The 23,539-nt window shown below is 62.2% G+C and carries 24 protein-coding genes, 1 tRNA gene and 1 riboswitch; of the genes, 12 read left to right on the forward strand and 13 right to left on the reverse strand.

Translation table 11 applies throughout. The features are described from left to right. A complete protein-coding gene (locus ACU5AZ_RS07535; RefSeq protein ID WP_446825392.1) occupies positions 1 to 510 on the forward strand; it encodes a CAP domain-containing protein in 510 nt (169 codons plus the stop codon). A 45-nt stretch (positions 511 to 555) separates the two neighbouring features. After that, entirely contained in the window at positions 556 to 1,911 is a 1,356-nt protein-coding gene (locus ACU5AZ_RS07540) for an MATE family efflux transporter (RefSeq protein WP_446825393.1), read from the forward strand. On the opposite strand, the gene ACU5AZ_RS07545 is transcribed toward ACU5AZ_RS07540, so the two are convergent. After that, the gene (locus ACU5AZ_RS07545; RefSeq protein ID WP_446825394.1) at positions 1,887 to 2,975 is read right to left on the reverse strand and encodes a quinone-dependent dihydroorotate dehydrogenase; all 1,089 of its coding nucleotides are present in this window, start codon (positions 2,973 to 2,975) and stop codon (positions 1,887 to 1,889) included. The genes ACU5AZ_RS07540 and ACU5AZ_RS07545 overlap by 25 nt on opposite strands. Then, positions 2,972 to 3,316 carry a DUF952 domain-containing protein gene (locus ACU5AZ_RS07550; RefSeq protein WP_446825395.1) on the reverse strand — a complete coding sequence of 115 codons (345 nt, stop codon included), beginning with the start codon at positions 3,314 to 3,316 and terminating at the stop codon, positions 2,972 to 2,974. The genes ACU5AZ_RS07545 and ACU5AZ_RS07550 overlap by 4 nt, the downstream gene beginning before the upstream one ends. A 97-nt stretch (positions 3,317 to 3,413) precedes the next feature. On the opposite strand from ACU5AZ_RS07550, the gene ACU5AZ_RS07555 reads away from it, so the two are divergent. The 4 genes from ACU5AZ_RS07555 (at position 3,414) to ACU5AZ_RS07570 (ending at position 5,885) form a co-directional block, all read left to right on the forward strand. Next, a complete protein-coding gene (locus tag ACU5AZ_RS07555; protein WP_446825396.1) occupies positions 3,414 to 3,824 on the forward strand; it encodes a hypothetical protein in 411 nt (136 codons plus the stop codon). Positions 3,825 to 4,000: 176 nt separating this feature from the next. Further along, entirely contained in the window at positions 4,001 to 4,666 is a 666-nt protein-coding gene (locus tag ACU5AZ_RS07560; RefSeq protein WP_446825397.1) for a S24 family peptidase, read from the forward strand. 2 nt (positions 4,667 to 4,668) lie between these two features. After that, positions 4,669 to 5,382: a thermonuclease family protein gene (locus tag ACU5AZ_RS07565; protein ID WP_446825398.1), complete on the forward strand. Its 714-nt coding sequence runs from the start codon at positions 4,669 to 4,671 to the stop codon at positions 5,380 to 5,382. Between the two features lie 89 nt (positions 5,383 to 5,471). After that, a complete protein-coding gene (locus ACU5AZ_RS07570) occupies positions 5,472 to 5,885 on the forward strand; it encodes a tellurite resistance TerB family protein (RefSeq protein WP_446825399.1) in 414 nt (137 codons plus the stop codon). Positions 5,886 to 5,912: 27 nt separating this feature from the next. Here the strand turns inward: ACU5AZ_RS07570 and ACU5AZ_RS07575 are convergent, their stop codons facing one another. Then, positions 5,913 to 6,788: a transporter substrate-binding domain-containing protein gene (locus ACU5AZ_RS07575; protein WP_446825400.1), complete on the reverse strand. Its 876-nt coding sequence runs from the start codon at positions 6,786 to 6,788 to the stop codon at positions 5,913 to 5,915. A 54-nt stretch (positions 6,789 to 6,842) separates the two neighbouring features. Here ACU5AZ_RS07575 and ACU5AZ_RS07580 point away from each other — a divergent pair, with 54 nt between their 5' ends. Both ACU5AZ_RS07580 and ACU5AZ_RS07585 read left to right on the forward strand, forming a co-directional pair. Next, entirely contained in the window at positions 6,843 to 8,825 is a 1,983-nt protein-coding gene (locus ACU5AZ_RS07580; protein ID WP_446825401.1) for a glycosyltransferase family 2 protein, read from the forward strand. Positions 8,826 to 8,877: 52 nt separating this feature from the next. Next, positions 8,878 to 9,729: a glycosyltransferase family 8 protein gene (locus tag ACU5AZ_RS07585; protein ID WP_446825949.1), complete on the forward strand. Its 852-nt coding sequence runs from the start codon at positions 8,878 to 8,880 to the stop codon at positions 9,727 to 9,729. A gap of 57 nt (positions 9,730 to 9,786) precedes the next feature. Here the strand turns inward: ACU5AZ_RS07585 and ACU5AZ_RS07590 are convergent, their stop codons facing one another. After that, positions 9,787 to 10,725: a UDP-glucuronic acid decarboxylase family protein gene (locus ACU5AZ_RS07590; protein ID WP_446825402.1), complete on the reverse strand. Its 939-nt coding sequence runs from the start codon at positions 10,723 to 10,725 to the stop codon at positions 9,787 to 9,789. 135 nt (positions 10,726 to 10,860) lie between these two features. Further along, positions 10,861 to 10,934: transfer RNA gene (locus tag ACU5AZ_RS07595), tRNA-Gly, on the reverse strand. A 226-nt stretch (positions 10,935 to 11,160) separates the two neighbouring features. On the opposite strand from ACU5AZ_RS07595, the gene ACU5AZ_RS07600 reads away from it, so the two are divergent. Continuing rightward, positions 11,161 to 13,389: a methyl-accepting chemotaxis protein gene (locus ACU5AZ_RS07600; protein ID WP_446825403.1), complete on the forward strand. Its 2,229-nt coding sequence runs from the start codon at positions 11,161 to 11,163 to the stop codon at positions 13,387 to 13,389. Positions 13,390 to 13,443: 54 nt separating this feature from the next. Here the strand turns inward: ACU5AZ_RS07600 and ACU5AZ_RS07605 are convergent, their stop codons facing one another. Continuing rightward, positions 13,444 to 14,538, reverse strand: a complete 1,095-nt coding sequence (locus ACU5AZ_RS07605; RefSeq protein ID WP_446825404.1) for a 2'-deoxycytidine 5'-triphosphate deaminase — start codon at positions 14,536 to 14,538, stop codon at positions 13,444 to 13,446. 76 nt (positions 14,539 to 14,614) lie between these two features. Next, positions 14,615 to 14,693: riboswitch (SAM riboswitch) on the forward strand. A 44-nt stretch (positions 14,694 to 14,737) separates the two neighbouring features. Between ACU5AZ_RS07605 and ACU5AZ_RS07610 the strand changes: the two genes are divergently transcribed. Next, positions 14,738 to 15,922 (forward strand): O-succinylhomoserine sulfhydrylase, encoded by a 1,185-nt coding sequence (locus ACU5AZ_RS07610; RefSeq protein WP_446825405.1) that lies wholly within the window; start codon positions 14,738 to 14,740, stop codon positions 15,920 to 15,922. 25 nt (positions 15,923 to 15,947) lie between these two features. Here ACU5AZ_RS07610 and ACU5AZ_RS07615 read toward each other — a convergent pair whose 3' ends face one another. After that, a complete protein-coding gene (locus tag ACU5AZ_RS07615) occupies positions 15,948 to 16,574 on the reverse strand; it encodes a CDP-alcohol phosphatidyltransferase family protein (RefSeq protein WP_446825406.1) in 627 nt (208 codons plus the stop codon). A 203-nt stretch (positions 16,575 to 16,777) separates the two neighbouring features. Between ACU5AZ_RS07615 and apaG the strand changes: the two genes are divergently transcribed. Continuing rightward, positions 16,778 to 17,170: a Co2+/Mg2+ efflux protein ApaG gene (apaG, locus tag ACU5AZ_RS07620; RefSeq protein WP_446825407.1), complete on the forward strand. Its 393-nt coding sequence runs from the start codon at positions 16,778 to 16,780 to the stop codon at positions 17,168 to 17,170. Between the two features lie 34 nt (positions 17,171 to 17,204). On the opposite strand, the gene ACU5AZ_RS07625 is transcribed toward apaG, so the two are convergent. The 5 genes from ACU5AZ_RS07625 to ACU5AZ_RS07645 all read right to left on the reverse strand — a co-directional run bounded on the left by ACU5AZ_RS07625 (position 17,205) and on the right by ACU5AZ_RS07645 (position 21,761). Next, a complete protein-coding gene (locus ACU5AZ_RS07625; protein WP_446825408.1) occupies positions 17,205 to 18,041 on the reverse strand; it encodes an FTR1 family iron permease in 837 nt (278 codons plus the stop codon). 18 nt (positions 18,042 to 18,059) lie between these two features. Then, entirely contained in the window at positions 18,060 to 18,404 is a 345-nt protein-coding gene (locus ACU5AZ_RS07630; protein WP_446825409.1) for a cupredoxin domain-containing protein, read from the reverse strand. A gap of 176 nt (positions 18,405 to 18,580) precedes the next feature. Continuing rightward, on the reverse strand, positions 18,581 to 19,567 hold the full coding sequence (locus ACU5AZ_RS07635) for an Hsp33 family molecular chaperone (protein ID WP_446825410.1): 987 nt from the start codon (positions 19,565 to 19,567) through the stop codon (positions 18,581 to 18,583). Positions 19,568 to 19,614: 47 nt separating this feature from the next. Beyond that, entirely contained in the window at positions 19,615 to 20,532 is a 918-nt protein-coding gene (gene argF / locus ACU5AZ_RS07640) for an ornithine carbamoyltransferase (RefSeq protein WP_446825411.1), read from the reverse strand. Positions 20,533 to 20,561: 29 nt separating this feature from the next. Beyond that, a complete protein-coding gene (locus tag ACU5AZ_RS07645; protein WP_446825412.1) occupies positions 20,562 to 21,761 on the reverse strand; it encodes an acetylornithine transaminase in 1,200 nt (399 codons plus the stop codon). 401 nt (positions 21,762 to 22,162) lie between these two features. Here ACU5AZ_RS07645 and ACU5AZ_RS07650 point away from each other — a divergent pair, with 401 nt between their 5' ends. Then, on the forward strand, positions 22,163 to 22,696 hold the full coding sequence (locus ACU5AZ_RS07650) for a GcrA family cell cycle regulator (protein ID WP_446825413.1): 534 nt from the start codon (positions 22,163 to 22,165) through the stop codon (positions 22,694 to 22,696). A gap of 143 nt (positions 22,697 to 22,839) precedes the next feature. Here the strand turns inward: ACU5AZ_RS07650 and phoB are convergent, their stop codons facing one another. Beyond that, positions 22,840 to 23,523, reverse strand: coding sequence for a phosphate regulon transcriptional regulator PhoB (gene phoB / locus ACU5AZ_RS07655; RefSeq protein ID WP_261931294.1), 684 nt, complete (start codon positions 23,521 to 23,523; stop codon positions 22,840 to 22,842). Positions 23,524 to 23,539: the final 16 nt, after the last annotated feature.

The raw sequence follows: 23,539 nt of genomic DNA on the forward strand, positions 1-23,539 counted from the left end.
ATGCAGGACGAAGCAACAGCCATAGCACCCACACGGCGGATGTTCTTCGCCGTCTCGGCGGCCGCCGCAGCGTCCCTTCTGTCCGCCTGCACGACATCGAACGTGCTGAACACGGACGACGGCAATTCGGCGGACATGACGGCCGAGGCCCTGCCGCTGGTCAATGAGCTGCGGGCGAAAAGCGGCCTACCGCCGCTTGCAATCGACCGCCATGCCCAGGCCGCGGCGCTCGATCAGGCCAGGCGCATGGCGCGGGCCGGCGAGATGCAGCACAATATCGGCTTCGGCGCCGACTTCGGCAAGCGCATGAAGGGGCAGGACGTACAACTGCCGGCAGCGGAAAACATCGCCTCAGGGCAGAGAAGCACCGAAGATGCCGTCACCGCCTGGATCAACTCTCCCAAGCACCTGAAGAACATGCTCGGCAGCTACAAGGGGCTCGGCGTCGCCGTGGCCAGAAATAGCGCTTCCGGAAACCGGCCCTATTGGTCCATGGTGCTGTCCGGCTGAGGCGATTCCCGCCTCGCCTTGATCATTCATCCGGGGACGACCTGCTTGGATACGAGCACCGTCACATCAGAGGGCCGGCAGCAGCCGTTCGACGTCACGCATCGCATCGTGCTGGCAATCGCCGTGCCGATGACCTTCGCCTATGTGTCGACGCCGCTCCTGGGGCTGACGGACACGGCCGTGCTCGGCCAGTTCGGGCGGGCGGCGGATCTCGCCGGCCTCGGCGTCGCCGCCGTCATCTTCGATCTCGTCTTTTCGCTGATCGGCTTCATCCGAACCTCGACCACCGGACTGGTGGCCCAGGCCTTCGGGCGCGACGACCGCACCGAAGAGGAAGCGGTCTTCTGGCGCGCCGTCATCTCCGGTATCGGCGGCGGGCTGGCGCTGGTGATCCTGTCGCCTCTCATCCTCTATGCCGGGCTCTCCGTCATCGGACCGGAACCGGCGGCGGCGGCCGTGGCCACCACCTATTTCTACATCCGCATCCTGTCGAGCCCGGTGCGGCTCATCAACGACGCGCTGCTCGGCTATGCGCTCGGCAAGGGTCGGGGTACGCTCGGCCTTGTGCTGCAGACCGTGCTGAACGGCACCAATATCGGGCTATCCATCTTTCTCGGCCTGATGCTCGGCTACGGCGTCAGCGGCGTCGCCTGGGCGACGGTGATCTCCGAGATCGTTGCGGCCGTCGCCGGTTTCATCTTCGTCCTGCCCGCCTTCAGGGGGCAGCAGCATCCGTCGCGAAAGCGTCTCCTTGAACGCGACAAGCTCATCGCGCTCTTCGCGCTCAACCGCGACATCACCATCCGCTCGCTGCTGCTGGTAGGCTCCTTCGTGCTCCTCACCCGGGCCGGTGCCGAAATCTCGACGGTCGTGCTGGCTGCCAATGCCGTGCTGATGAACTTCTTCATGGTCGCAGCCTTCTTCCTCGACGGCATGGCCGCCGCTGCCGAGCAGCTGGCCGGCCGCTCCATCGGTGCGCAGAACCTGATGGCTTTCCGCAAGTCCATTCGCCTGACGGCGCTCTGGTCCTTCGCGCTGTCTGGAATGCTGGCAGCCGTAATCCTGCTTTCCGGCTCTTCCGTCATCGCATTCCTGACGACGGCCGAGACGGTGCGCGAAGCGGCGGTGGAATACCTGCCATGGATGGCGCTGACCGGCATCACCGGCGCGCTGGCCTTCCAGATGGACGGCATCTATCTCGGCGCGACATGGTCGAAGGAAATGCGCAACATGATGATCCTGTCCTTCGTCGGATACGTCATCGCGCTCGAAGTGCTGACGCCGCTTCTCGGAAATCACGGCGTCTGGCTGTCGCTCAACCTCTTCCTGTTCCTGCGCGGGGTGACGCTTGCGGCAGCAACGCCGCGGCAGATCCGTCAGAGCTTCCGGTCGGCCCAGTAGTCGACGCGGCTGCCGACGAGCTCGGCGATGTTGCCGACGCCCTCGGCCGCGACCAGTTGCGACAGGCCGCGGACGATGCGGCCGGCAAGGCCGGGGCCCTCGTAGACCATGGACGAATAGAGCTGGACCAGGTTGGCGCCGGCCTTGATCTTTTCCAGCGCCGTTTCGGCGGAATGAATGCCGCCGACGCCGATGATCGGCAGGTTCGGCCCGACGCGCCGGCGCATCTTCGCAAGCACCGTCGTCGACAGATCGAAGAGCGGCTTTCCGGAGAGCCCGCCCGCTTCACCTGCCTGCGTCTGGTCCTTCAGGCCGTCGCGGCGAAGCGTCGTGTTCGAGACGATCAGGCCGTCGAGATCATGGGCGAGGACTTCGGCCGCGATATCGTCCATGCCCTCCTCGGTGAGGTCCGGGGCGATCTTCAGGAACACCGGCACGCGCGAGCCCGTACCTGCCGACAGATCGTCACGGGTGGAAAGCACCGCCGACAGCAGAGCCGCGAGGCTTTCGCGCGCCTGCAGATCGCGCAGGCCCGGCGTGTTCGGCGAAGAGATGTTGGCGGTGAAATAATCGGCGACCGCGTGGAAGCGGCGGATGCCGGCCACATAGTCGGCAATCCGGTCGGCGCTGTCCTTGTTGGCGCCGATATTGACGCCGAGAATGCCGCTGAACTTGCGGCCCGACAGCCGTCCGAAGGCCGCGTCATGCCCTTCGTTGTTGAAGCCCAGGCGATTGATGACCGCCTCGTCCTTCACCAGCCGGAAGATGCGCGGCTTCGGATTACCGGCCTGCGCCTTCGGCGTCAGCGTGCCGACTTCGGTAAAGCCGAAGCCCAAGCGCAGCAGCGCTTCCGGCACCTCGGCATTCTTGTCGTAGCCGGCGGCCATGCCGAGCGGGTTGGCGAAAGCGAGGCCCGCCACCTTCTGCCCGAGCTTCGGATCCGCCTTCATCCCGCAGGCGGGCACAAGACCGGACTTCAAGGCGGAGATCGAAACGCCATGCGCCTGCTCGGGATCCATCAGGAAAAGCGCCTTGCGGCCGAACATCTTGAACGGGTCGATCATGCGTCTAGCTCCGGGAACTGGTGGCCATCCGACGTGAGCGGCAGGGGCTTTTCCCAAAGCACCGCGCCCAAGTGGAGGTTGGCATAGAGATGCGGGAAAAGGTCGCCGCCGCGCGACGGTTCGAATTTGAGAGCCGCACCAAGACGCCCGGCATCGACGGCGACCAGAAGCAGGTCGTCCTGGCCGGCAAAGTGCCGGGCCGCCGTTTCCTTCGCCTGGCCTGCCGTCGAGAAATGGATGTAACCGTCGGTCAGATCGATCGCCGCGCCCTCGAAAACACCCGTGGTTTTCGCCTGATCCCAAAGGCTTTTCGGAACAATCTTATAAATGACGCGTATCATCACTAGTCTCTCATAGCATCTTCCGCCCGGATTTGCCGGAAACGGCGGACGATGTCCACATCACAAACCGGGGCGGAGACGAAAAATGGAGGGCACAATGTGGAAATGGCTAATCATCGGGCTGACGGCGGGACTTTTCCCGCTGTCGGTGTTCGCGCAAGAAGAGCCCAGCGGACGCTATCAACTGCAACATTCGGAAACGGGTTTCGTTCGGCTCGACACGGCGACCGGCGAAATGACCTATTGCAGCGAAGCGGGCGGCGACCTGACCTGCCGTCCGTCCGCCAATGAGCGGGCTGCCTACCAGGAGGAAATCGACGATCTGTCGCGCCGTGTTCTTGCGCTTGAGCATGCGGTGAAATCCGGCGTCAAGGCGCAGGACGGGCTGCCAAGCGACGAGGAGCTCGACCGGACCCTTTCGTTCATGGAGCGCTTCTTCCGCCGCTTCAAGGATCTGACCGACGAATTCCGGGCGGAAGATGAGGCGCAACCGGTTCCCAAGACCTGACGGATAGAAGCGGAATGTGAGGATTTTATTCCTTTTCACTTTACTCCACGGGGCCGCTTCTCTATGGTGTAGCCGTCTCGGGGGCCGGCAAAATGCCCCCAAAAGGCAGAGTTCATTTCGGCGTTCCTGCCTTTGAAACGAAACCGGCAACATATGTGCGGACCAGGGCCAGGGCAATGCTTTCTCACCAGACCATTTGGGGCGCGATCGACGCATTGGCAGAAGCCAACAAGCTGACGCCGTCGGGTCTTGCCCGCCGCGCCGGCCTCGACCCGACCGCCTTCAACAAGTCGAAGCGCCTGTCGCCGGACGGGCGGATGCGATGGCCGTCAACGGAATCGATCGCCAAGATCCTTGATGCGACCGGCAGTCGCTTTGACGAATTCATCAGTCGTATCGAACCGGAAAACGGGCGGACCGCGATGCCGGGCGGAGCCTTTCCGCCGCAGCAATCCTCCATTCCACTGCTAGGTTTTGCGCAGGCCGGCGCCGGCGGCTTCTTCGACGACGGCGGATTTCCGGCCGGTCAGGGCTGGGACGAGGTGGACTTTCCCGCCTCGCCTGCGCAAAAGCCCGGCGTCTATGCGCTCGAAGTCCAAGGCGACAGCATGCTGCCGCTTTATCGCGACGGCGACGTGCTGATCGTCGAGCCCGGCGCGCAGGTCCGGCGCGGCGACCGCGTCGTCGTCAAGACGCGTGAAGGCGAGGTCATGGCGAAGATCCTGGTGCGCCAGACATCGAAAGCCGTCGACCTGATGTCGCTCAACCCCGATCATCCCAACCGGTCCTTTGCTACCGAAGAGGTGGAATGGATCGCCCGCATCATCTGGGCCAGTCAGTAGGAATGTTTTCTCTTCTCCGCAAGCTGACTTTGCCGCTGGCCGCCATCGCCGCTGTCGAGATCTGGGTGCTGATGCTCGGCGCTGGCGCGGCGCGGATCGAGGCGGGCGTTGTCTCACATCCGTCAGGGGAACGGGCCGTACAAACCGACGCGGCCCCGGCGATGTCCGACGCGGCTGCGCAAGACGAGACCGTGATCGGCACGGAAACCCTCACCGCCCGACGGATCGCTCCCGACCAGTTCGGATACGCCGCCGTCAAGCCCGGCGACACGCTGGAGCGGATCGGGGCTCGCGTTCCCCTCACCCCTCCTCCGGAAAAGGCGACAGCGGCGGCAGGGGATGGAATTCCCCGCCCGAACGCCATTGCCGCCGGCATCATCGGCACGCCTGAGGGGCCTGTCCGCCTCTGGGGGATCATCCCCACCGACCCCGATCGCCGCTGCCGGTCCGGTCCGGACGACTGGCCTTGCGGCATGATGGCGCGAACCGCGATGCGGATGTTCATGCGCAACCGCACCGTCGATTGCGGCGATCCGATTGAAACCGCGGCCGACGGCATGCCTATCAGGCGCTGCAAGCTCGCCGGGCAGGATATTGCCGCCTGGCTTGCCCAGCACGGCTGGGCGGAAGCAAGTGACGGCTCGCCATACAAGACGGCCGCCGACGCGGCCCGCGACGCCGGTCTCGGGATCTACGGCGACGACGCCCGCCAGTAACGCCAGGGTCTGCCTGTGCCCCGAAGGCTTGCAAATCCCCCATCTGCAACTTAAATCCCGAGTGAAGCCAAGCAAGGAACACCCACCGCATGAAAATTCTGCTGACACCACACGATGCGCTCATCTACGTCATGGTGATGGCATCGGCAGTCGACAGCGCCATGTCCGACGAAGAACTCGGCCGGATCGGCCATCTCGTCCAGACCATGCCGGTGTTCCGCGATTTCGATGATGACCGGCTGATCGAGGTGGCTCGCAAGTGCGCCGAGATCCTTTCCGGCGCCGAGGGCCTCGACATTGCGCTGGAAACGATCCGCGACGTCCTGCCACCGCGCCTCTACGACACCGCCTATGCGCTGGCCGTCGAACTGTCCGGTGCCGACCATATCGTCAACGCGGAAGAAATCCGCTTCCTTCAGCTGCTCCGCGACCGGCTTCAGCTCGACAAGCTGACCTGCGCCGCCATCGAACGCAGCGCCATCGCCCGCTACCGCCGGCTCTAGGCCTGCATCCGCGCTCGCGCATGCGGGCTAGAGGCCGTAGGGGAAATACCGGACGAATATGTCCTGCAATTTGCCGTCACGTGACAGCGAGGCGAGCGCGTAGTCGAAGGCGGCCGCCAGTCCCTGGTCCTTGCGACGCGTCATGATCGACAGGCCCTCGCCGAGGAACCGCGTGGAATAATAGGGACCGTCGAACAGCTTGCAGCATCCCTTGGACGCCGGTCCATCCGTCCAGAAGGGCAGTTGAATGCCGTCGGAAAATACTGCCGGGACCTCCCCCTTCTCCAGGCCGCGCAACATGTCGCCCCTGGTGCCGTAGGGCCGTGGCCGAAGGTCCGGGAAAAATGCCTTCAGCATGGCCTCATGCGCACTTCCGGAAATCACCCCCACCGGTTTGCCGTTCAGCGCCGAGGTTGCGTCGCCGCCGTCGAGCTTGGCTGAGGACTGGACGGCGAAGCGTGCGGGCAGGAGCATGTAGGGCCGCGTGAACGAGGCCTGGCGGCGTGTCTCCGGCGTCACCGCGACACCGGCGATCACGGCCTCCCCTTCACCCGCGGCAAGCGCATCGGAAAGTTCCGAGAAGGGAATGGCTTCCACCTGGCACTTCGCGTCGATTGCGAGTTCAGTGCAGATGGCCCGGGCGAGATCGATGTTGAAGCCGGACAGCCGGCCCGCCGGATCGATGAAATTGAACGGTGGAAAATCGGTCGACGTCAGGAAGCGGATGCGTGGCACGAGACTCAGATCCGGCTTTTCAAGACGTTCATGCGCATTGAACAACAAAGGCAAGCTAGGAGCATCAAATTCTTCGGCGGATACCGAAATTACTCCGAGAAGGAACAAAAGCGGCAGTATTGCTATCAATTTCCCCCTAGTTTTGAGAGGTGCAACTTTAAAGATCATTGCTAAATTCCTAACGGGGAAATTTCATGCAGGCTTGACAGCGGCTATATCACGGTGGCGGGGATCGGGGAACATCCTAGCGATTTTTCCGGCAGTCCTGATGCGGAAAAGATCGTTTTCCGCAGTGAGGCGGTTGACGCCCAAAACAGCCGGGAAGCCGGGACATCCGCCGGGCTGCGCAGCCATGCCGAAGGCAGCGTTCTGCTGGCGCTCGGCTTCTCCAAGCCCATGGTCGAGCGCTGCCTCCGCCTGGCCGCGAAGAACGGCGCCAGAGCGGAGGACGAGTTGCTGGCCTCCGGCTTCGTGGAGGAAAACGCCTACTTCGAGGCCCTCGCCCGCCTTGTTGGCCTCCCCTTTGTCGGCAGCATCGACGCCACGCTGATTGTCGATACTCCGCAGCTCGACACCCAGCTTGCCAATCCCACGACGGTACGGCTCTCCCTTGCCGCCTCCGCGCCCCTGACCGTCATCGCGCCAAGGGTGGGACAGTGCGAAAAACTCATGACCATGCTGAAAGAGCGGCCCCACCTGCGCCAACAATTTGCGATCGCCTCGCGAACCACCATTCGCACCGCGGTCTGGCAGGCCGGCAGCAAGCGCCGGGCGGAAGGCGCCGTCAGGTTGCTCTTCGAAGGCAGGAGTGATTATTCCGCGCGGTTCGTCATCACCGGCGCGCAGGGCCTGCTTCTCGGCGCACTAGCCTCTGCCCTCGTCAGCGCGCTGATCGCGATGCCCGGTCGCACCCTGCTTTTCCTGCACACGGTCGTCTCGTTCGTCTACTTCTTTTCCCTGGCGCTGCGCTGCCTCGCTCTTCTCTGGCGGGTCACGGCGCGTCGCCCGAAGCCGCTTCCGAACGAGGATGGCCCGCTTCCGGTCTATACCGTGCTGGTGGCGCTCTACGGCGAAGCCAGGGTCGCCGGACAGCTGATGGCCTCGCTCAAGCGCCTGAACTGGCCGAAATCCCGGCTGGACATCAAGATCGTCTGCGAGGAAGGCGATGACGAGACGATAGAGGCTATCCGGCGCGCCCAACCCGGCCCGGAGGTCGAAATCGTTGTCGTTCCGAAGGTCGGCCCGCAGACGAAACCGAAGGCGCTGGATTATGCGCTTGCCGGAGCGCGCGGCACCTACACGGCCATTTTCGATGCGGAAGACCGCCCCCATCCTGACCAGCTGCGCGAGGCCTATTATCATTTCCAGTCGGTCGGACCGGATGTCGCCTGCCTGCAGGCGCCGCTCATCATCACCAATGCCCACAGGGGATGGCTTCCTTCCCTGTTCGCCATGGAATACGGCGCGTTCTTCCGGGCGATCCTGCCGCTGCTCTCGATGATGCGCATGCCGATGCCGCTTGGCGGCACCTCGAACCATTTCAGAACCGACGTGCTGAAAAGCTGCGGGGCTTGGGATCCGTACAACGTCACCGAGGACGCGGATCTCGGCATGCGGCTCTATCGCCTGGGCTACCGGGCCGAGGTGATCAAGCGCCATACGCTGGAGGACGCGCCGACCCGGATCGGTGTCTGGCGGAAGCAGCGGACGCGCTGGTTCAAGGGCTGGATGCAGACATGGCTGGTGCTGATGCGCAAGCCGGGCGCACTCATCCGTGATTTCGGCCCGAAGGCCTTCATCGTGTTCCAACTGATGATCGGCGGCATGCTGATTTCAGCGCTCGCCCATCCATTGATCTTCCTGTTCCTGGCTGCGCCGCTGATGCCCTATATCGGCGTCACTCCACCGGAAAGCCATTTCGTCCATACAGCGCTTTTTGCATTGGATTCGATCAGCATCTTCGGCAATTACGGCCTGTTTCTGGCGCTGGGATCAGTCTCGCTGATCCAGTACGAAAAACGCCGGCTCGGCCGCCGCTGGCTCGCCTTTCCGCTCTACTGGATGCTGATATCCTATGCGGCGTGGATGGCGGTTCTTGAGCTATGGCGCAAGCCACATTTTTGGAACAAGACGCCGCATGGTGAAGATCAATCAGCTCATGCAAGTACGAACAAGAACAAGCATAAGGACGCCCGGCATAATTGACAAATCATGACATGCGACCTATCAGGACCCTAAACAATCTTTGGGGGTTTTTTTGATAATTTGCTGTGCCACAGACAAAAACTACGCGGAATTTTCTTCCGTATTGTTTCATTCTATTGAGGAAAACGGCGACGCCCCTGATTTGCAATTCTGGATAATCGGCGACAATCTCGGCCCAAGAGAGAAAAAAGATATCCAACATGGAATCAAGCGAAACATCAATTTCATTGACGCCGATAAAGAATTGAAAAATAAAATACTCAAACTTCCAATGCATGGCCCTTGGCCATCACTAATTTACGCTCGACTCTTCCTTCCGGAAATGTTTGCCGACAAGACCGACAAGATTTTGTACTTGGACGCAGACATCATCGTCAAAAAGAGCCTGAAACCCCTCATTGAACTGGAAATGGGTGAGAAGGCCCTGGCCGCGGTTGCAGAACCAGGCAGAGAAGAGGTCACCCGTCGGCTGGGCCTCAGAACCGGAAGTCCCATATTTAATTCTGGCGTATTGCTCTTTGACGTTGCCAATTGGAATCGACTTGGACTGACCCAGAAAGCTATCGGCGCAGTAACCAGCGGAGCGATCAACATGCGATGCCCGGACCAAGACGCCTTAATCATTGCTTCACAGGACCACCTTCTCAAGCTCCCTGCCGAATACAACGCGGGCAAGAACTTTACCGATTATTCAACTGCGAGCATTGTTCACTTTACCCATAAAAAACCCAATAGGAGAGGCTGCAAGCACCCGGAGACAGCGGCGTATCTCAAACACAGAAGCCAGACCGCCTGGGGTGACCGCCCCCTGATGACTCCAATCCAGCTGAAGATTCAAAAATGGCGGAAGTCTATCGACAAGAGGCTGAACAAACTCAGGATCTTGTTTAAGCCTTCCCAGTGAAGGGCTTCGGCGCCCGCATCCACCTAAAAAAGAAGCCAGCGATCTGAGTTCACAAGATTAAACAATCAACCCCTCGAAATACCGGATCGTCTTCTCCAGCCCTTCGCGCAGCTCCACCGTTGGCTGCCAGTCTAACAGCTCTTTCGCCTTTGCGATGTCCGGCTGACGCTGGACGGGATCATCCTGCGGCAACGGCTTGAAAACGAGCTTCGAGGACGAGCCGGTCAGTTCCAGCACAAGCTCCGCCAGCGCCCGGATGGTGAACTCGTTGGGGTTGCCGATGTTGACCGGCCCGACCACATCGTCTCCCGTCCCCATCATCCTGATCATCGCTTCGACGAGATCGTCGCGGTAGCAGAAGGAACGGGTCTGCTGGCCTTCGCCGAAAATCGTGATGTCCTCGCCCTTCAGCGCCTGGACGATGAAGTTGGAGACGACGCGGCCGTCGTTCGGGTGCATGCGCGGACCGTAGGTGTTGAAGATGCGCACGACCTTGATGGCGAGCTTGTGCTGGCGCCAGTAGTCGAAGAACAGGGTCTCGGCGCAGCGCTTGCCCTCGTCATAGCAGGAGCGGATGCCGATCGGGTTGACGTTGCCCCAATAACCTTCGACCTGCGGATGGACGCTCGGGTCGCCATAGACCTCGGATGTCGAAGCCTGCAGGATCTTCGCCCGCACGCGCTTGGCGAGCCCCAGCATGTTGATTGCGCCATGAACGGATGTCTTCGTCGTCTGCACGGGATCGTGCTGATAGTGCACGGGTGAAGCCGGACAGGCGAGATTGTAGATCTCGTCGACTTCCACATAGAGCGGGAAGCAGACATCGTGGCGCATCAGCTCGAAGCGCGGATGGCCGATCAGGTGCTCGACATTACGGCGGGTGCCGGTGAAGAAATTGTCGACGCAGAGCACCTCGTCACCACGCTCCAAAAGCCGCTCGACCAGATGCGACCCGAGAAAGCCGGCACCTCCGGTGACCAAAATCCTTGCGTTCATACTCTCACGTCCTCTCGTCCGTTTATCCGGGTCTAAGAGAGTCGCGGCGGACTGTCAAAACATGACCCTCGCCATCCTTGCAAGAAAGAGCGCAAACCAGAGAAGGGCGGCGGAAGCGGGTGTGGATCGGTCGACTGGAGCGGGTGAAGGGAATCGAACCCTCGTATTCAGCTTGGGAAGCTGCTGCTCTGCCATTGAGCTACACCCGCGCGCAGTGACACATTCATGAGGTTGCCGAGGATGTCAAGTCACCGCGCGAAGGCCGGTTGCCCTAGTGTGAACCGGCCGCCGAAATGCAACCGTGATGATCCCAATATTTCAGGACGATGGACGTTAAAGGTGTATTAGGCATTTATAAAATATCTTCTCTCCCAAACGGCCCCCCAAGACAAAATGCACAGTATTCGTCAGATCGGCTCATTCGGGGGTAATGGCATGACAATTTCCGACATTTCGGTCAGCAAGCGCTTCTGGCTGGCCGTCATGATACCGGCGACGGTGGCCCTGTTTCTTTCCGTTATCATTGTGCGTGACATGTGGCGTGCGCAAAGCAACATGGATTTGATCGCCGAGGTCAGCCGCGACGTCGCCCAGATCGGGCGGCTGATCGAGACGCTCCAGGTCGAGCGCGGCACCACGGCCGGCTTCATCGGCTCCGCCGGCGCAAAGATGGGCGAGCCGATGCGCAAGGCGCGAGCGGCGACCGACGTGGTCGCGGGCAATCTAGCGTCCGTCGCCAAAAAGCTCGCGGTCGCCGATGTCAGCGTCCCGGCACTGATCGGCGAGATCGAGACGGAGCTTGCCCGCATCGGCACGATCCGGAGTTCCATCGACGGCCAAGCGCTTCCCGGCAAGGATGCCTTCGGCTTCTATACCGGCCTGATCGGCAAGATGCTGCAGCTCAACACCGACCTGACCGGGCTTGCCTTTCATTCGGATGTGACGTTTCAGCTGATGGCCGTCAACGAACTCATGCTGGCCAGCGAACTGGCGGGCCAGGAGCGCGGCATGGGCGCCGGCATCATCAGCTCCGGCAAGTTCGCGGACGGACAGTTTACGGCCTTCAGCAAGTTCGGCGGCGCACAATCGGTGCTGATGGATCGCTTCCTCGCCCTGCAGGACGCAGACAGACGCGCTGAGGCCGGCGCCACCTTCAGGCAGGAAGCATTCACGAGCTTCGACGGAATGCGCGACAACCTGATCAGGCGTGGCAGCGAAGCGGACTTGTCCGGCCTCGATCCCGCCGCCTGGTTTGCCGATGCAAGCGAGCGGATCAGCAAGATGATCGCCCTTCAGGAAGCATCGCTGGCCGAGGTCGGCACGATCGCCGACGGCCTTAGCGATGACATCCACCACAAGGTGATCCTGCTTCTGGCCGCCATCGCAATTGCCGCCACCTTGTCGATCCTCATTCCGGCGTCGCTGGCCGTAACCGTCCTGCGCCCCCTGAAGGCCCTGACCCAGGCCATGCGCGACCTGCTTGCCGGCCGGGGCGACATCCATTCGATACCCTCGCTCGGCAGGAATGAAATCGGCGCGATGGCCGATTCCGTCCGTGGCATCTTCGTCATGGTCAGCGAGCAGAGCGAGCGCGAGCGGCAGGAAGAGCTGCGGGTCGCTGCGATGAAGGCCGACGAGGAGGAGGCGCAGAACCTCGAGCGGGCGCGCATCGCCCAGGAGCAGGCGGCCGCGTTGGAAGCCCTCTCGGCGGCGCTCGACCACCTGGCGAACGGCGACTTCGAAAAGCGCATGTCCCTCGATCTTTCCGAGAATTTTCGGCCGATGGCACGCAACTTCAATGACACCGTGGAGATGATGCGCAAGACGATGTCCGACATTCGCACCACGTCGCGTGAAATCAACGGCAGTGCCGACGCCCTCGCTTTCACCTCCGATGAACTCGCCGCCCGCACCGAAGAGCAGAACCGTTCGCTGGAGACCAGTTCGAACGCTCTGCGCATCCTGACGGAGACCGTGCGCTCGACGGCCGACAATGCCCAACGCGCCATGCACGCCGCCCAGGAAAGCAAGATGCAGGCGGAGCGATCCGGCAATGTCGTTCGGCAGGCGGTGGCGGCGATGGGGGCCATCAACTCATCCTCCAGCCAGATCGGCCAGATCATCGGCGTGATCGACGACATCGCCTTCCAGACCAATCTCCTGGCGCTCAATGCCGGAGTGGAGGCCGCACGCGCCGGCGAAGCCGGCAAGGGATTTGCCGTCGTCGCCCAGGAAGTCCGCGAACTGGCGCAGCGTAGCGCACATGCCGCCAAGGAGATCAAGCACCTGATCTCGGCAAGCTCGAACCAGGTGAAGTCCGGCGTTTCCCTGGTGGAGGAGACCGGCACTGTCCTGACCGCGATCATCGAGCAGATCTCCGAAACCAGCGGGCTGGTCTCCATCATCGCCAGCAACACGACGGAGCAGTCCGCGCAACTGACCGAGGTAAATCACGCGATCTCCGAAATCGAGCAGATCACGACGCAAAACACCCAGATGGTGATCGACAGTTCACGCGAAATCCACGACCTGACCGCACGGGTCAACCATCTGCACGAGAAGCTCGCCCGGTTCAGGACGCGCGACGAAAAGCACGATAGCGCCTACGAGGGCCCGGAGCGGCGAAAGAGTGCCGGCCTGTCAATGCGCTACTCGGCTGCCTGAAACACGGAGACGCGGAGCCGTGAGAAGTCCGGTTCTGCGTCTCCGGCGATGATGTCAGGTGCGAAAATGCTTGGAGAGCTTCAGGCCCTGCGCCTGATAGTTGGAGCCAAGGCCGGAGCCGTAAAGCGAATGCGGCTTTTCCAGCATGTGTTCGTAGACAAGACGCCCGACGATCTGGCCATGCTCGAGGATGAACGGCACCTCGTGGCTGCGCACCTCGAGGACGGCGCGCGATCCCGTGCCGCCGGCGCCGGCATGGCCGAAGCCGGGATCGAAGAAGCCGGCATAGTGAACGCGGAACTCGCCGACCAGCGGGTCATAGGGCGTCATTTCCGCGGCATAAAGCGGCGGCACGTGCACGGCTTCGCGCGATACCAGGATATAGAACTCATCCGGATCGAGGATCAGTTCCTCGCGGCCGTGGCTGTAGAGCGGTTCCCAGAAATCGAACACCTCGTTGGCCGCCTTCTCGTCGACATCGACGACGGCGGTGTGATGCTTGCCGCGATAGCCGATCAGGCCGTCGTCGGCACTACCCTTGAGATCGATCGACAGCGCGATCCCGCCGCCGGACACGTTCGGCGTGTCGCTGGCGACCAGAGTCTCGCTTCTGTGAAGCGCCAGCAATTCGGTCTCGCTCAAGAGCGGCTGGCCGATGCGGAAGCGGATCTGCGACAGGCGCGAGCCCCTGCGCACGACGATCGGGAAGGTGCGCGGCGAGATTTCCAGATAGAGCGGACCGGAATAGCCGGCCGGTATCTTGTCGAATTCCTGGGCGTAGTCGGTGATGACGCGGGTGAAGATGTCGAGACGGCCGGTGGAGCTCTTCGGATTGGCGGAAGCCGACATGCCGGAGGGCAGATCGAGGCTTTCCATCAGCGGCACGATGTAGACGCAGCCCGTCTCCAGCACCGCGCCTTCGGAGAGGTCGATAACATGCAGTTTCAGCCGGTCGAGCTTGTCGGAGACAAGGTGGCTCGGGCCCGGAAGGAAGCTTGCCCGCACCCGGAACGCCTTGGCGCCGAGACGCAGGTCGAGGCTTGCCGGCTGCACCTGGTCGATGTCGAGTTCCGCCTGGCTCTTCAGCCTGCCGGCCTCGAAAAGTTCGCGAATGGCGCCGTCCGCCAGAATGCCCGTCTGTCTTGCCATATGTCCCGTCCTTGAAGTGTCAGGCACAAAACCAAACTCGAGGAATTGACGCAAGCGGTGATGGGGAGTATTTGGCTCCTTATCCCGTGGTGATTTGGCCGGTCGGCTTGCAGCCACGTTAAACAAGTGGCTAAAAAGACCGGGTTGAAACCGGTCTGCTTTTGCGGCCGGTTTTTTTGTTTTGGAAAGTGATCATGGCATGAGCAAGAATTGGCAACCGGCAACCCAACTCGTTCACGGCGGCTCGATCCGGTCGCAGTTCGGCGAAATGTCGGAATCGATCTTCCTGACGCAGGGCTTCCTTTATGAGAACTCGGCGTCGGCCGAGGCCCGTTTCAAGGGCGAGACCGAAGGCTATATCTACGCCCGCTACGGCAGCCCGACCAACGACATGTTCGAAAAGCGCATGTGCATGATGGAAGGCGCCGAAGACGCGCGCGCCACCGCATCAGGGATGGCCGCCATTTCGTCCTCCATCCTCTGCCAGGTCAAGGCCGGCGACCACATCGTCGCGGCCCGCGCGCTGTTCGGCTCCAACCGCTGGATCATCGAGACGCTCGCACCGAAATACGGCGTGACCTGCACGCTGGTTGACGGTCGTGATCTCGCCAACTGGGAAGCCGCCGTTCGCCCGAACACCAAGGTCTTCTTCCTGGAAAGCCCTACGAACCCGACGCTGGAAGTCGTCGACATCGCCGGCGTCTCGAAGCTCGCCAAGCAGGTCGGCGCCACGCTGATCGTCGACAACGTTTTTGCCACGCCGCTCTTCCAGAAGCCGTTCGAACTCGGCGCCGACGTCGTCGTCTACTCGGCCACCAAGCACATTGACGGCCAGGGCCGCTGCCTCGGCGGCATCGTGCTGTCCTCCAAGAAGTGGATCGACGAGAACCTGCACGACTACTTCCGCCACACCGGGCCGGCGATGTCGCCGTTCAATGCCTGGGTGCTGCTGAAGGGTCTGGAAACCTTGCCGTTGCGCGTCAAGCAGCAGACGGAGAATGCTGCAAAAGCCGCCGACTTCCTCGCCGAACACAAGGCCGTCGCCAAGGTCATCTATCCCGGCCGCAAGGACCATCCGCAGGCCGATATCATTGCAAAGCAAATGAAGGCCGGCTCCACGCTCGTCTGCCTCGAGCTGAAGGGCGGCAAGGAAGCGGCGTTCGCGATGCAGGATGCCCTGCAGATCATCAAGATTTCCAACAATCTCGGCGACACCAGAAGCCTGATCACCCATCCGGCGACGACCACGCACAAGAACCTCACCGACGAAGCCCGGGCCGAACTCGGCATTTCGCCCGGAACCGTGCGCCTGTCGCTCGGCATCGAGGACGGCGGAGATCTGGTCGCCGATCTCGAACAGGCATTGGACAAGGTCAAATACTGACCCCACATATCAGACCGCCGGGGCGTCACTCATGCCCCGGCCGTTCCTCCCGCATGATGCGCTTGGCAAAGAGGATGCGGGCGGCAGCGGTATAAAGCGTAAGCGCCGCGAAGAGATAGGCCAACCACCAGAACCAGTCCGGACAAAGGCAGGCAATCGCAAAGACGGCGATCGTCTCCGTCGCTTCCGCCAGTCCCGTTGTGAAATAGAACGATTTTTCACCGCGCGCATCGGTCGTCAGCCGGCGCTTTTCGGCCATGACGGCAAAGGCGAGGAAGCTCGATCCGTTGACATAGAAGGCAAACAGAAGGACGGCGCCGGCAATGCCGTTTCGCGCCGGGTCGGCGATGACGAAGGCGAGAGGGACGGCGCCGTAAAACACGAAGTCCAGGACGATATCGAGAAAGCCGCCGAAATCGGTCTTGCGCGTTGCACGGGCAATGGCGCCGTCAAGACCGTCTCCAAGCCGGCTGGCAAGCAGAAACGGCAGTGCCAGCCAGCCGTGACCGGAGGCAACAAGGGCCGCAGAGAAGAGGCCCAGGCCGCAAGCGATCAACGTCATGGTGTCCGCGCCGACGCCCCGTTCCGCGAGCCATTCGCCCGTCTGCCGCAGGTGCGGATCGATGCGCTTTCTGATTGCACCGTCGAGCATGCGTCTCCCTCCCCTTGCCTTATTCATCCGCACCCCGAAAACCGGCTTGCCTATGAGCACGCACATATTAACCTAACCTATTATGATTAACGGCAAAAACCGCGTTCATTTCTGGTTTTTAATACTTGAGTACGGGCATCCGGCTTGACGCAACCGGCAGGCTATACGATATCGTTTATGAAATCTTAAGGAAGGTGTCCGGTATGTATCGCGCGCTGACACGGGACATAGAAGTTGTGGTGGAGCCCTACTATCTGGAGGAACAGTCCGATCCGGAAGACAGCCGCTATGTCTGGGGTTACCGGATCGTCATTTCCAACAATTCCGACATATCCGTCCGGCTGATCAGCCGCTACTGGCACATCACGGACCAGAACGGCCAGGTCGATGAAGTGCGCGGTCCCGGCGTCGTCGGCGAACAGCCGCGGCTGTCGCCAGGCGATTCCTATGAATACTCATCGGGCTGCCCGCTCGACACTCCGTCCGGCGTCATGTTCGGCCATTACCAGATGTCGACGGATGAGGGCGAACTGTTCGAGGTCGACATTCCGGCCTTCTCGCTCGACACGCCGGACATGACCCGCACCCTCAACTGACAGAGTTTAACAGCCGCGCCTCCGGTCGGGAGGACTATCCGGCATTCGCATGGCTGGCAGGCTGGTGCCCACGGGCTGCCAGCGTGCGGGTGGCGACGACGACCGCAATTAGCGTCACGACATAGACCAGGACCTGGAACTCGCTCGGCTGCTGGGAGTAGCCGAACATGGTGTGCATCAGACGGCCCGGAATGCTGCCTTCCTCGAGAAGCCAGGACGTGTCCCACGCGGTCGCGGACAGCCAGTCGATCTTGCCGGCGCGTTCCAGATAGGCTGCCGACTGCGACGCCATGCTGGCGGCGAGGAAGGTGATGAGAACGCTCGTCACCGAGAACAGGTGACGCATCGGAATCTTCACGAGGCCGAAATAGGTGAGCGCCGAGACGCCGGCTCCGAGAACGAGGCCGAGTGCCGATCCGAGCGCCAGCGACGACCAGCTGTCGCCTCCGGCGAGGATGATGCCGTACATGAAGAGCGCGATTTCGGCGCCTTCGCGCAGGACAGCGATGCCGACGACCAGCGCAAGCGCTGCCAGCGAACGCTGCCCGTCGCTGACCGCCTTGCCGGTGGCGGCGAGATCGGCGGCGAGTTCACGCCCGTGATGCGCCATCCAGAGATTGTGCCAGATCAGCATGACGGCGGCGATCGCCAGGATGCCGGCGTTGAAGAGCTCCTGCCCGAAGCCATCCGCCCATTCGGAGACGACGCCGGCAAATGCGGCCAGCACCACGCTTCCGGCGATGCCTCCGGCAACACCGGCGGCGATCCACCAGCGGCTGCCGGCAACCAACCGGGTTGCGGCCAGCACGATGCCGACGATCAGGCCGGCTTCAAAAATCTCGCGGAAAACAATGACCAGTGCGCCCAGCATGCCTCTTCCTCCGTCACATTATTCGACGACGACGTGGCCGACATACTGTTTGGGATGGAAGTCGTCGAAGAAGTCGTAGGTGCCAGGCTCCTGCGCCCGCACGTTCACCACGATGTCATGGCCGCTTTCGACGATCTTTTCAAAACCGAGCGCGCCCGACTCCAGCTCAACCGGCAACTCCGTCTTGTTGTGGAGCTTGATGCGGAACGGTTCGCCTGCCTTCGCGCTGATCTGCTGAGGGCTGAAGCTCTCGCTGCTCAAGGTGATCTCGTAGGTCTTGACGTCAGCGGCTGTCGCGGCGCTAAAGGCCGTACCGGCCAGAATGGCAATGGCGGCCACGGCGATGGTCATGCGTTCCTTCATCGGGTCAACTCCGGATCGTTGGCGATGGCCGGCAGGTTGCCGGGCCATCAGATTTGCTGCAGCCTTAATATCATGAGATCATTTATCAAGAAATATTATGTCGCAGGCAGCGCATCTCCGGCCGGCGCGGCCCGACGTTCTCGGCCAAGAAAGCCCGAAGCAGCAGCGGACCGGCCTTATTCGATCACCTCGTTGGCGTCGAACACATAGGTCGTCGAACAAAACTCGCAGGTGACCGCGATCTTGCCGTCTTCCTCGCTCGCCAGGATCTCCTCTGCCGAGAAGCCCTTCAGCACGCCGCCGATCTTCTCGCGCGAACAGGAGCAGCGATCGAATACCGGCTGGGGTTCGAAGACCCGCACGCCGCGTTCGTGGAACAGCCGGAACAGCAGCCGCTCCGAGCCTACCTGCGGATCGGTCAATTCGTCCGCATCGATCGTTTCGGCGAGCGTGCGGGCCTCCATCCAGGCATCGTCTTCGAACATCGGCAAGGCATTGTCGTCGCCATCACCACCCGGAAGATCCGGCTGGCGCATGCGCTCCGGCGCTTCGGGCAGGAACTGAACGATGAGGCCGCCGGCCCGCCAGGTATGCCGGGCCTTGCCGTCCTCGTCACGATCGTAGAGCTCGGCCGCGGCAAGCCGCATATGCGTCGGGATCTGTTCCGACTGGCGGAAATAGGTGCCGGCGATTTCCTCCAGCGACGCGCCGTCGAGCGCGACGATGCCCTGATAGGGCTGGCTGAAGCGACCCTGGTCGATGGTGAAGGCGAGGACGCCCGTGCCAAGCAGCTGCTCGGGCTCGGCCATGCCTTCGCTGATGGCAAGCTCAAGGGCCTCCTCGTCGAAGCGGGCATAGGCGCGCATGCTGTCGGGCGTCGAAAAATCGGCAACGAGCAGGTCGACCGGACCGTCGCTTTTCGTCTGGACGGTGAACTTGCCTTCAAACTTCAGCGACGTGCCGATGAGCACGGTGAGCGTGATGACTTCCGCCAGAAGCCGGGCAACCGGCACGGGGTAGTCATGGCGGCCCAGAATGGCGTCGAGCATCGGGCCGAGCTGGACGGCGCGACCGCGAACGTCGAGCCCTTCCACCTGGAAAGGCACGACGTGATCATCACCGGCGAATCCGAATTCGCCGAGCTTGGTGGTTTCTTCCGCCATGGCGGATACTCCTTAAGTTTCGGCGCGCGAAACGAGGCGGCGCCGTATCAGATGGCCCCGAGGCACCAGGCCAGAATGGACTTCTGCGCATGCAGGCGGTTTTCCGCCTCATCAAAGACAACAGACTGCGGTCCGTCGATCACGTCGTCGGTCACTTCCTCGCCGCGATGCGCCGGCAGGCAATGCATGAACAACGCATCGTCCTTCGCCCGGCCCATCAGCTGCTTGTTGACCTGGAAGGGCTGGAAAATGTTGTGGCCGCGCGCCTTGTGCTCCTGGTTCATCGAGACCCAGGTGTCGGTGACGACGCAGTCGGCCCCCGACACGGCCTTCTCGGCGTCGTGGCAGAGCATGATTTCAGCGCCTTCATTGCGCGCCCAGTTCAGGAACTTGTCGTGCGGCTCGGATCCCAGCGGCACGGCCATGTTCATGCGGTAGCCGAAGCGGGCCGCACCTTCCACGAAGGAATGCAGCACGTTGTTGCCGTCGCCGGTCCAGGCGATGGTCTTGCCGGCGACCGGCCCCTTGTGCTCCTCGAAGGTGAGCAGGTCGGCCATGATCTGGCAGGGATGCGTGTCGTCCGTCAGGCCGTTGATCACCGGCACCGTCGCATGCTCGGCAAGCTCGAGCAGGCGCTTGTGGTCGGTGGTGCGGATCATGATGGCGTCGACATAGCGCGACAGCACCTTGGCCGTGTCGCCGATCGTCTCGGCGCGGCCGAGCTGCATTTCGGTTCCCGACAGGAAGAGCGTCTCGCCGCCGAGCTGGCGCATGCCGACATCGAAGGAGACGCGCGTGCGAGTGGACGGCTTTTCGAAGATCATCGCCAGCATCTTGCCGGCAAGCGGCTTGTCAGCCGTTCCGTCCTTCGTCGCCACCTTGCGCGTGCGTGCGTCGTTCAGAATACCCCTGAGTTCCTCCGAGGAGACCGCGGAAAGATCGAGAAAATGCTTGGGAGCTGCCATGATAACCTGTCAGAATTCGCTTGGCCGCCTCAGGCGGACTTCTTGATATGAGCGGAATGAAGCGCCTCGGCGGCACGCTCGATGCGCGCCAGTCCTTCGCGGGCTTCTTCCGCGCTGACGATAAGCGGCGGCAGCAGGCGCACGACGTTGTCGCCCGCAAGCACGCCGAGAACATGCTGCTCGCGCATTGCAGCAAGCAGCTCCGCGGACGGGATCTTTGCCTTGATGCCAAGCATCAGGCCTTCGCCGCGGAAATCCTCGATGACATCGGGATAGCGATCCTTCAGGGAAGCGAGCCCCTGGCGGAAGACGAGTGCCACGTCGCGCACATGCTCCAGGAAGCCATCGGCGAGGATGACGTCCAGGACGGCATTGCCGACGGCCATGGCCAGCGGGTTGCCGCCATAGGTCGAGCCATGCGTGCCCGCGACCATGCCTGACGCGGCTTCCGCCGTCGCAAGGCAGGCGCCGAACGGAAAGCCGCCGCCGATACCCTTGGCGATCGCCATGATGTCCGGCGTGATGCCGGCCCACTCGTAGGCGAAGAGCTTGCCGGTGCGGCCGACGCCGGTCTGCACCTCGTCAAAAATCAGCAGCAGGTCGTGCTCGTCGCAGATAGCGCGCAAAGCCTGCAGGAATTCCTTGGACGCCGGCCGGACACCGCCCTCGCCCTGTACGGGCTCGACGAGAATGGCCGCGGTCGCGTCCGTGATCGCGGCCTTGACGGCATCGAGATCGCCGAAAGGAACCTGGTCGAAGCCGGGCGCCTTCGGGCCAAAGCCTTCGAGATATTTCGCGTTACCGCCAGCCGCGATCGTGCCGAGCGTACGGCCGTGGAACGCGCCCTCGAAGGTGATGATATGGAACTTGTCCGGATGTCCGTTGGCATACTGGTAGCGCCGGGCCGTCTTGATCGCGCATTCCAGCGCCTCGGCGCCCGAATTGGTGAAGAACACCTTGTCCGCGAAGGTCGCGGCGGAGAGGCGCGCGGCCATCTTTTCCTGGCCGGGGTTCTCGTAGACGTTCGACAGGTGCCAGACCTTGCCGGCCTGCGTCGTCAGCGCCTCGACCAGATGCGGATGCGCATGGCCAAGCGAATTCACGGCAACGCCGGCGGCGAAGTCGATATAGCGCTGGCCGTCCTCGGTGACGAGCCAGATCCCCTCGCCTCGCTCGAAGCGCAGAGGTGCTCTTGCATAGGTATCGTAGAGCGGACCGTTCTGAGCCATGGCGCTGACCTTTCCTGGGCTTTGTTGGCTGGGCACAAATAAAAAAGACCGCCTTTTGGGCGGTTGCCGCACTATCATCATATAGGTCGCCGATGTCAACAAATCACCTGTAAAATCAGGCGATCGCGGCGCCCGCATCAAATTCGAAGGATGGCCTCGCATCCATCGCCAGGCAAAAAAGTGAAAAGAAGCAAGTTGGGGAAAACTGCGAAATCGAATCACGATGATTCCGGCGACTCTTGTCACGGAGTCAGGCTGGCACTAGGTTAAACGTGCATTAAGAATTTGCGCTTGGCGGAAAAAAGTCACCCGGCAGTACAAGAGGCGTACTCCGTCCCGGAGGAATTCGGGACACGGTGAAGGATTCTGCCATGCATTGGACTGCAGGCGGAGAAGACCCAATGAATTGGACAGACGAACGCGTTGAAAAGCTTAAGAAATTGTGGGCGGATGGGCTGAGCGCCAGCCAGATCGCCGCACAACTCGGTGGCGTCAGCCGCAATGCCGTCATCGGCAAGGTTCACCGTCTCAATCTTCCCGGACGGGCCAAGTCCGGCGGCGCATCCTCGGCAGCGCGCACGGTCAAGAGAGCCGTCACCGCCCCGAAGGCTCCGAACTACGCGGCCCGCGTCACGACCCGCACCGTCACCCGTACGGCCGGCGCCACGGCACTGAAGGAAGAGGTCGAGATCAACGCGATCCAGGAACTCCGATACGTTCCTGCCTCGAACGTCGTCGTGCCGATCTCCCGCCGCTTGGCCCTGACCGAACTGACCGAGCGCACCTGCAAATGGCCGGTCGGCGATCCGCTGCAGGACGACTTCCACTTCTGCGGCTGCGAGTCCCCGGACACATCTCCCTACTGCAACTATCACGCCCGCCTCGCCTACCAGCCGACCAGCAGCGACCGTCGTCGCGCGGCGGCCGCGAACTGATTGCTGCGGCGTCAATCGACTGATCATGATGAACGGGCCTTCGGGGCCCGTTTTTCGTTTCCGCATCCGCACTTCGGCCAAATGAAAAACCCCGCCGGCAATGGGCGGGGCTTTAAATTTCCGGAGCGCGGACTGGTCGAAGCTCAGACTTCCATGGAATAGCCGGCACCGCGAACGGTGCGGATGACGTCCTGCATGTTGGAGAAGTTCAGCGCCTTGCGCAGACGTCCGACGTGCACGTCGACCGTGCGCTCGTCGACATAGATATCGTGGCCCCAGACCCCATCCAGCAGCTGCGAGCGCGAGAACACGCGGCCCGGAGAGGCCATCAGGAACTCCAGAAGCCGGAACTCGGTCGGGCCGAGGCGGACCTCGCGGCTCTTGCGGTGGACGCGATGCGTTTCCCGGTCGAGCTCGATGTCGCCGCAGCGAAGGACGGCGGAGAGAACTTCCGGATGCGCGCGCCGCAGCATGGCGCGGACGCGGGCCATCAGTTCAGGCATCGAGAACGGCTTGACGACATAGTCGTCGGCGCCGGTCGAAAGACCGCGGACGCGTTCGCTTTCCTCGCCACGTGCCGTCAGCATGATGATCGGCAGGCGCTCCGTTTCCGGGCGCATGCGCAGGCGACGGCAAAGCTCGATGCCGGGAACGCCCGGCAGCATCCAGTCGAGAAGCAGAAGGTCGGGCACGCGCTCCTTGAGGCGTATTTCCGCCTCGTCGCCGCGCATGATCGCCTCGACCTCGTAGCCCTCGGATTCCAGATTGTAGCGAAGAAGCTCGCTCAGAGCTTCCTCGTCTTCAACAACCGCTATTTTCGGGACCATTCACGGTTCTCCAACT

It is taken from the genome of Rhizobium sp. PAMB 3182 (genome assembly GCF_052908355.1).

Excerpts from the sequence above, each read along its gene's own strand:
- ACU5AZ_RS07590 (WP_446825402.1), bottom strand. The coding sequence starts at position 10,725 with ATGAACGCAAGGATTTTGGTCACCGGAGGTGCCGGCTTTCTCGGGTCG.
- argF (WP_446825411.1), bottom strand. The coding sequence starts at position 20,532 with ATGGCAGCTCCCAAGCATTTTCTCGATCTTTCCGCGGTCTCCTCGGAG.
- ACU5AZ_RS07535 (WP_446825392.1), top strand. The coding sequence starts at position 1 with ATGCAGGACGAAGCAACAGCCATAGCACCCACACGGCGGATGTTCTTC.
- ACU5AZ_RS07615 (WP_446825406.1), bottom strand. The coding sequence starts at position 16,574 with ATGCTCGACGGTGCAATCAGAAAGCGCATCGATCCGCACCTGCGGCAG.
- ACU5AZ_RS07560 (WP_446825397.1), top strand. The coding sequence starts at position 4,001 with ATGCTTTCTCACCAGACCATTTGGGGCGCGATCGACGCATTGGCAGAA.
- ACU5AZ_RS07605 (WP_446825404.1), bottom strand. The coding sequence starts at position 14,538 with ATGGCAAGACAGACGGGCATTCTGGCGGACGGCGCCATTCGCGAACTT.
- ACU5AZ_RS07630 (WP_446825409.1), bottom strand. The coding sequence starts at position 18,404 with ATGAAGGAACGCATGACCATCGCCGTGGCCGCCATTGCCATTCTGGCC.
- ACU5AZ_RS07650 (WP_446825413.1), top strand. The coding sequence starts at position 22,163 with ATGAATTGGACAGACGAACGCGTTGAAAAGCTTAAGAAATTGTGGGCG.
- ACU5AZ_RS07545 (WP_446825394.1), bottom strand. The coding sequence starts at position 2,975 with ATGATCGACCCGTTCAAGATGTTCGGCCGCAAGGCGCTTTTCCTGATG.
- ACU5AZ_RS07635 (WP_446825410.1), bottom strand. The coding sequence starts at position 19,567 with ATGGCGGAAGAAACCACCAAGCTCGGCGAATTCGGATTCGCCGGTGAT.
- ACU5AZ_RS07565 (WP_446825398.1), top strand. The coding sequence starts at position 4,669 with ATGTTTTCTCTTCTCCGCAAGCTGACTTTGCCGCTGGCCGCCATCGCC.
- ACU5AZ_RS07575 (WP_446825400.1), bottom strand. The coding sequence starts at position 6,788 with ATGATCTTTAAAGTTGCACCTCTCAAAACTAGGGGGAAATTGATAGCA.
- ACU5AZ_RS07645 (WP_446825412.1), bottom strand. The coding sequence starts at position 21,761 with ATGGCTCAGAACGGTCCGCTCTACGATACCTATGCAAGAGCACCTCTG.
- ACU5AZ_RS07555 (WP_446825396.1), top strand. The coding sequence starts at position 3,414 with ATGTGGAAATGGCTAATCATCGGGCTGACGGCGGGACTTTTCCCGCTG.
- ACU5AZ_RS07550 (WP_446825395.1), bottom strand. The coding sequence starts at position 3,316 with ATGATACGCGTCATTTATAAGATTGTTCCGAAAAGCCTTTGGGATCAG.
- ACU5AZ_RS07625 (WP_446825408.1), bottom strand. The coding sequence starts at position 18,041 with ATGCTGGGCGCACTGGTCATTGTTTTCCGCGAGATTTTTGAAGCCGGC.
- phoB (WP_261931294.1), bottom strand. The coding sequence starts at position 23,523 with ATGGTCCCGAAAATAGCGGTTGTTGAAGACGAGGAAGCTCTGAGCGAG.
- ACU5AZ_RS07610 (WP_446825405.1), top strand. The coding sequence starts at position 14,738 with ATGAGCAAGAATTGGCAACCGGCAACCCAACTCGTTCACGGCGGCTCG.
- apaG (WP_446825407.1), top strand. The coding sequence starts at position 16,778 with ATGTATCGCGCGCTGACACGGGACATAGAAGTTGTGGTGGAGCCCTAC.
- ACU5AZ_RS07600 (WP_446825403.1), top strand. The coding sequence starts at position 11,161 with ATGACAATTTCCGACATTTCGGTCAGCAAGCGCTTCTGGCTGGCCGTC.
- ACU5AZ_RS07570 (WP_446825399.1), top strand. The coding sequence starts at position 5,472 with ATGAAAATTCTGCTGACACCACACGATGCGCTCATCTACGTCATGGTG.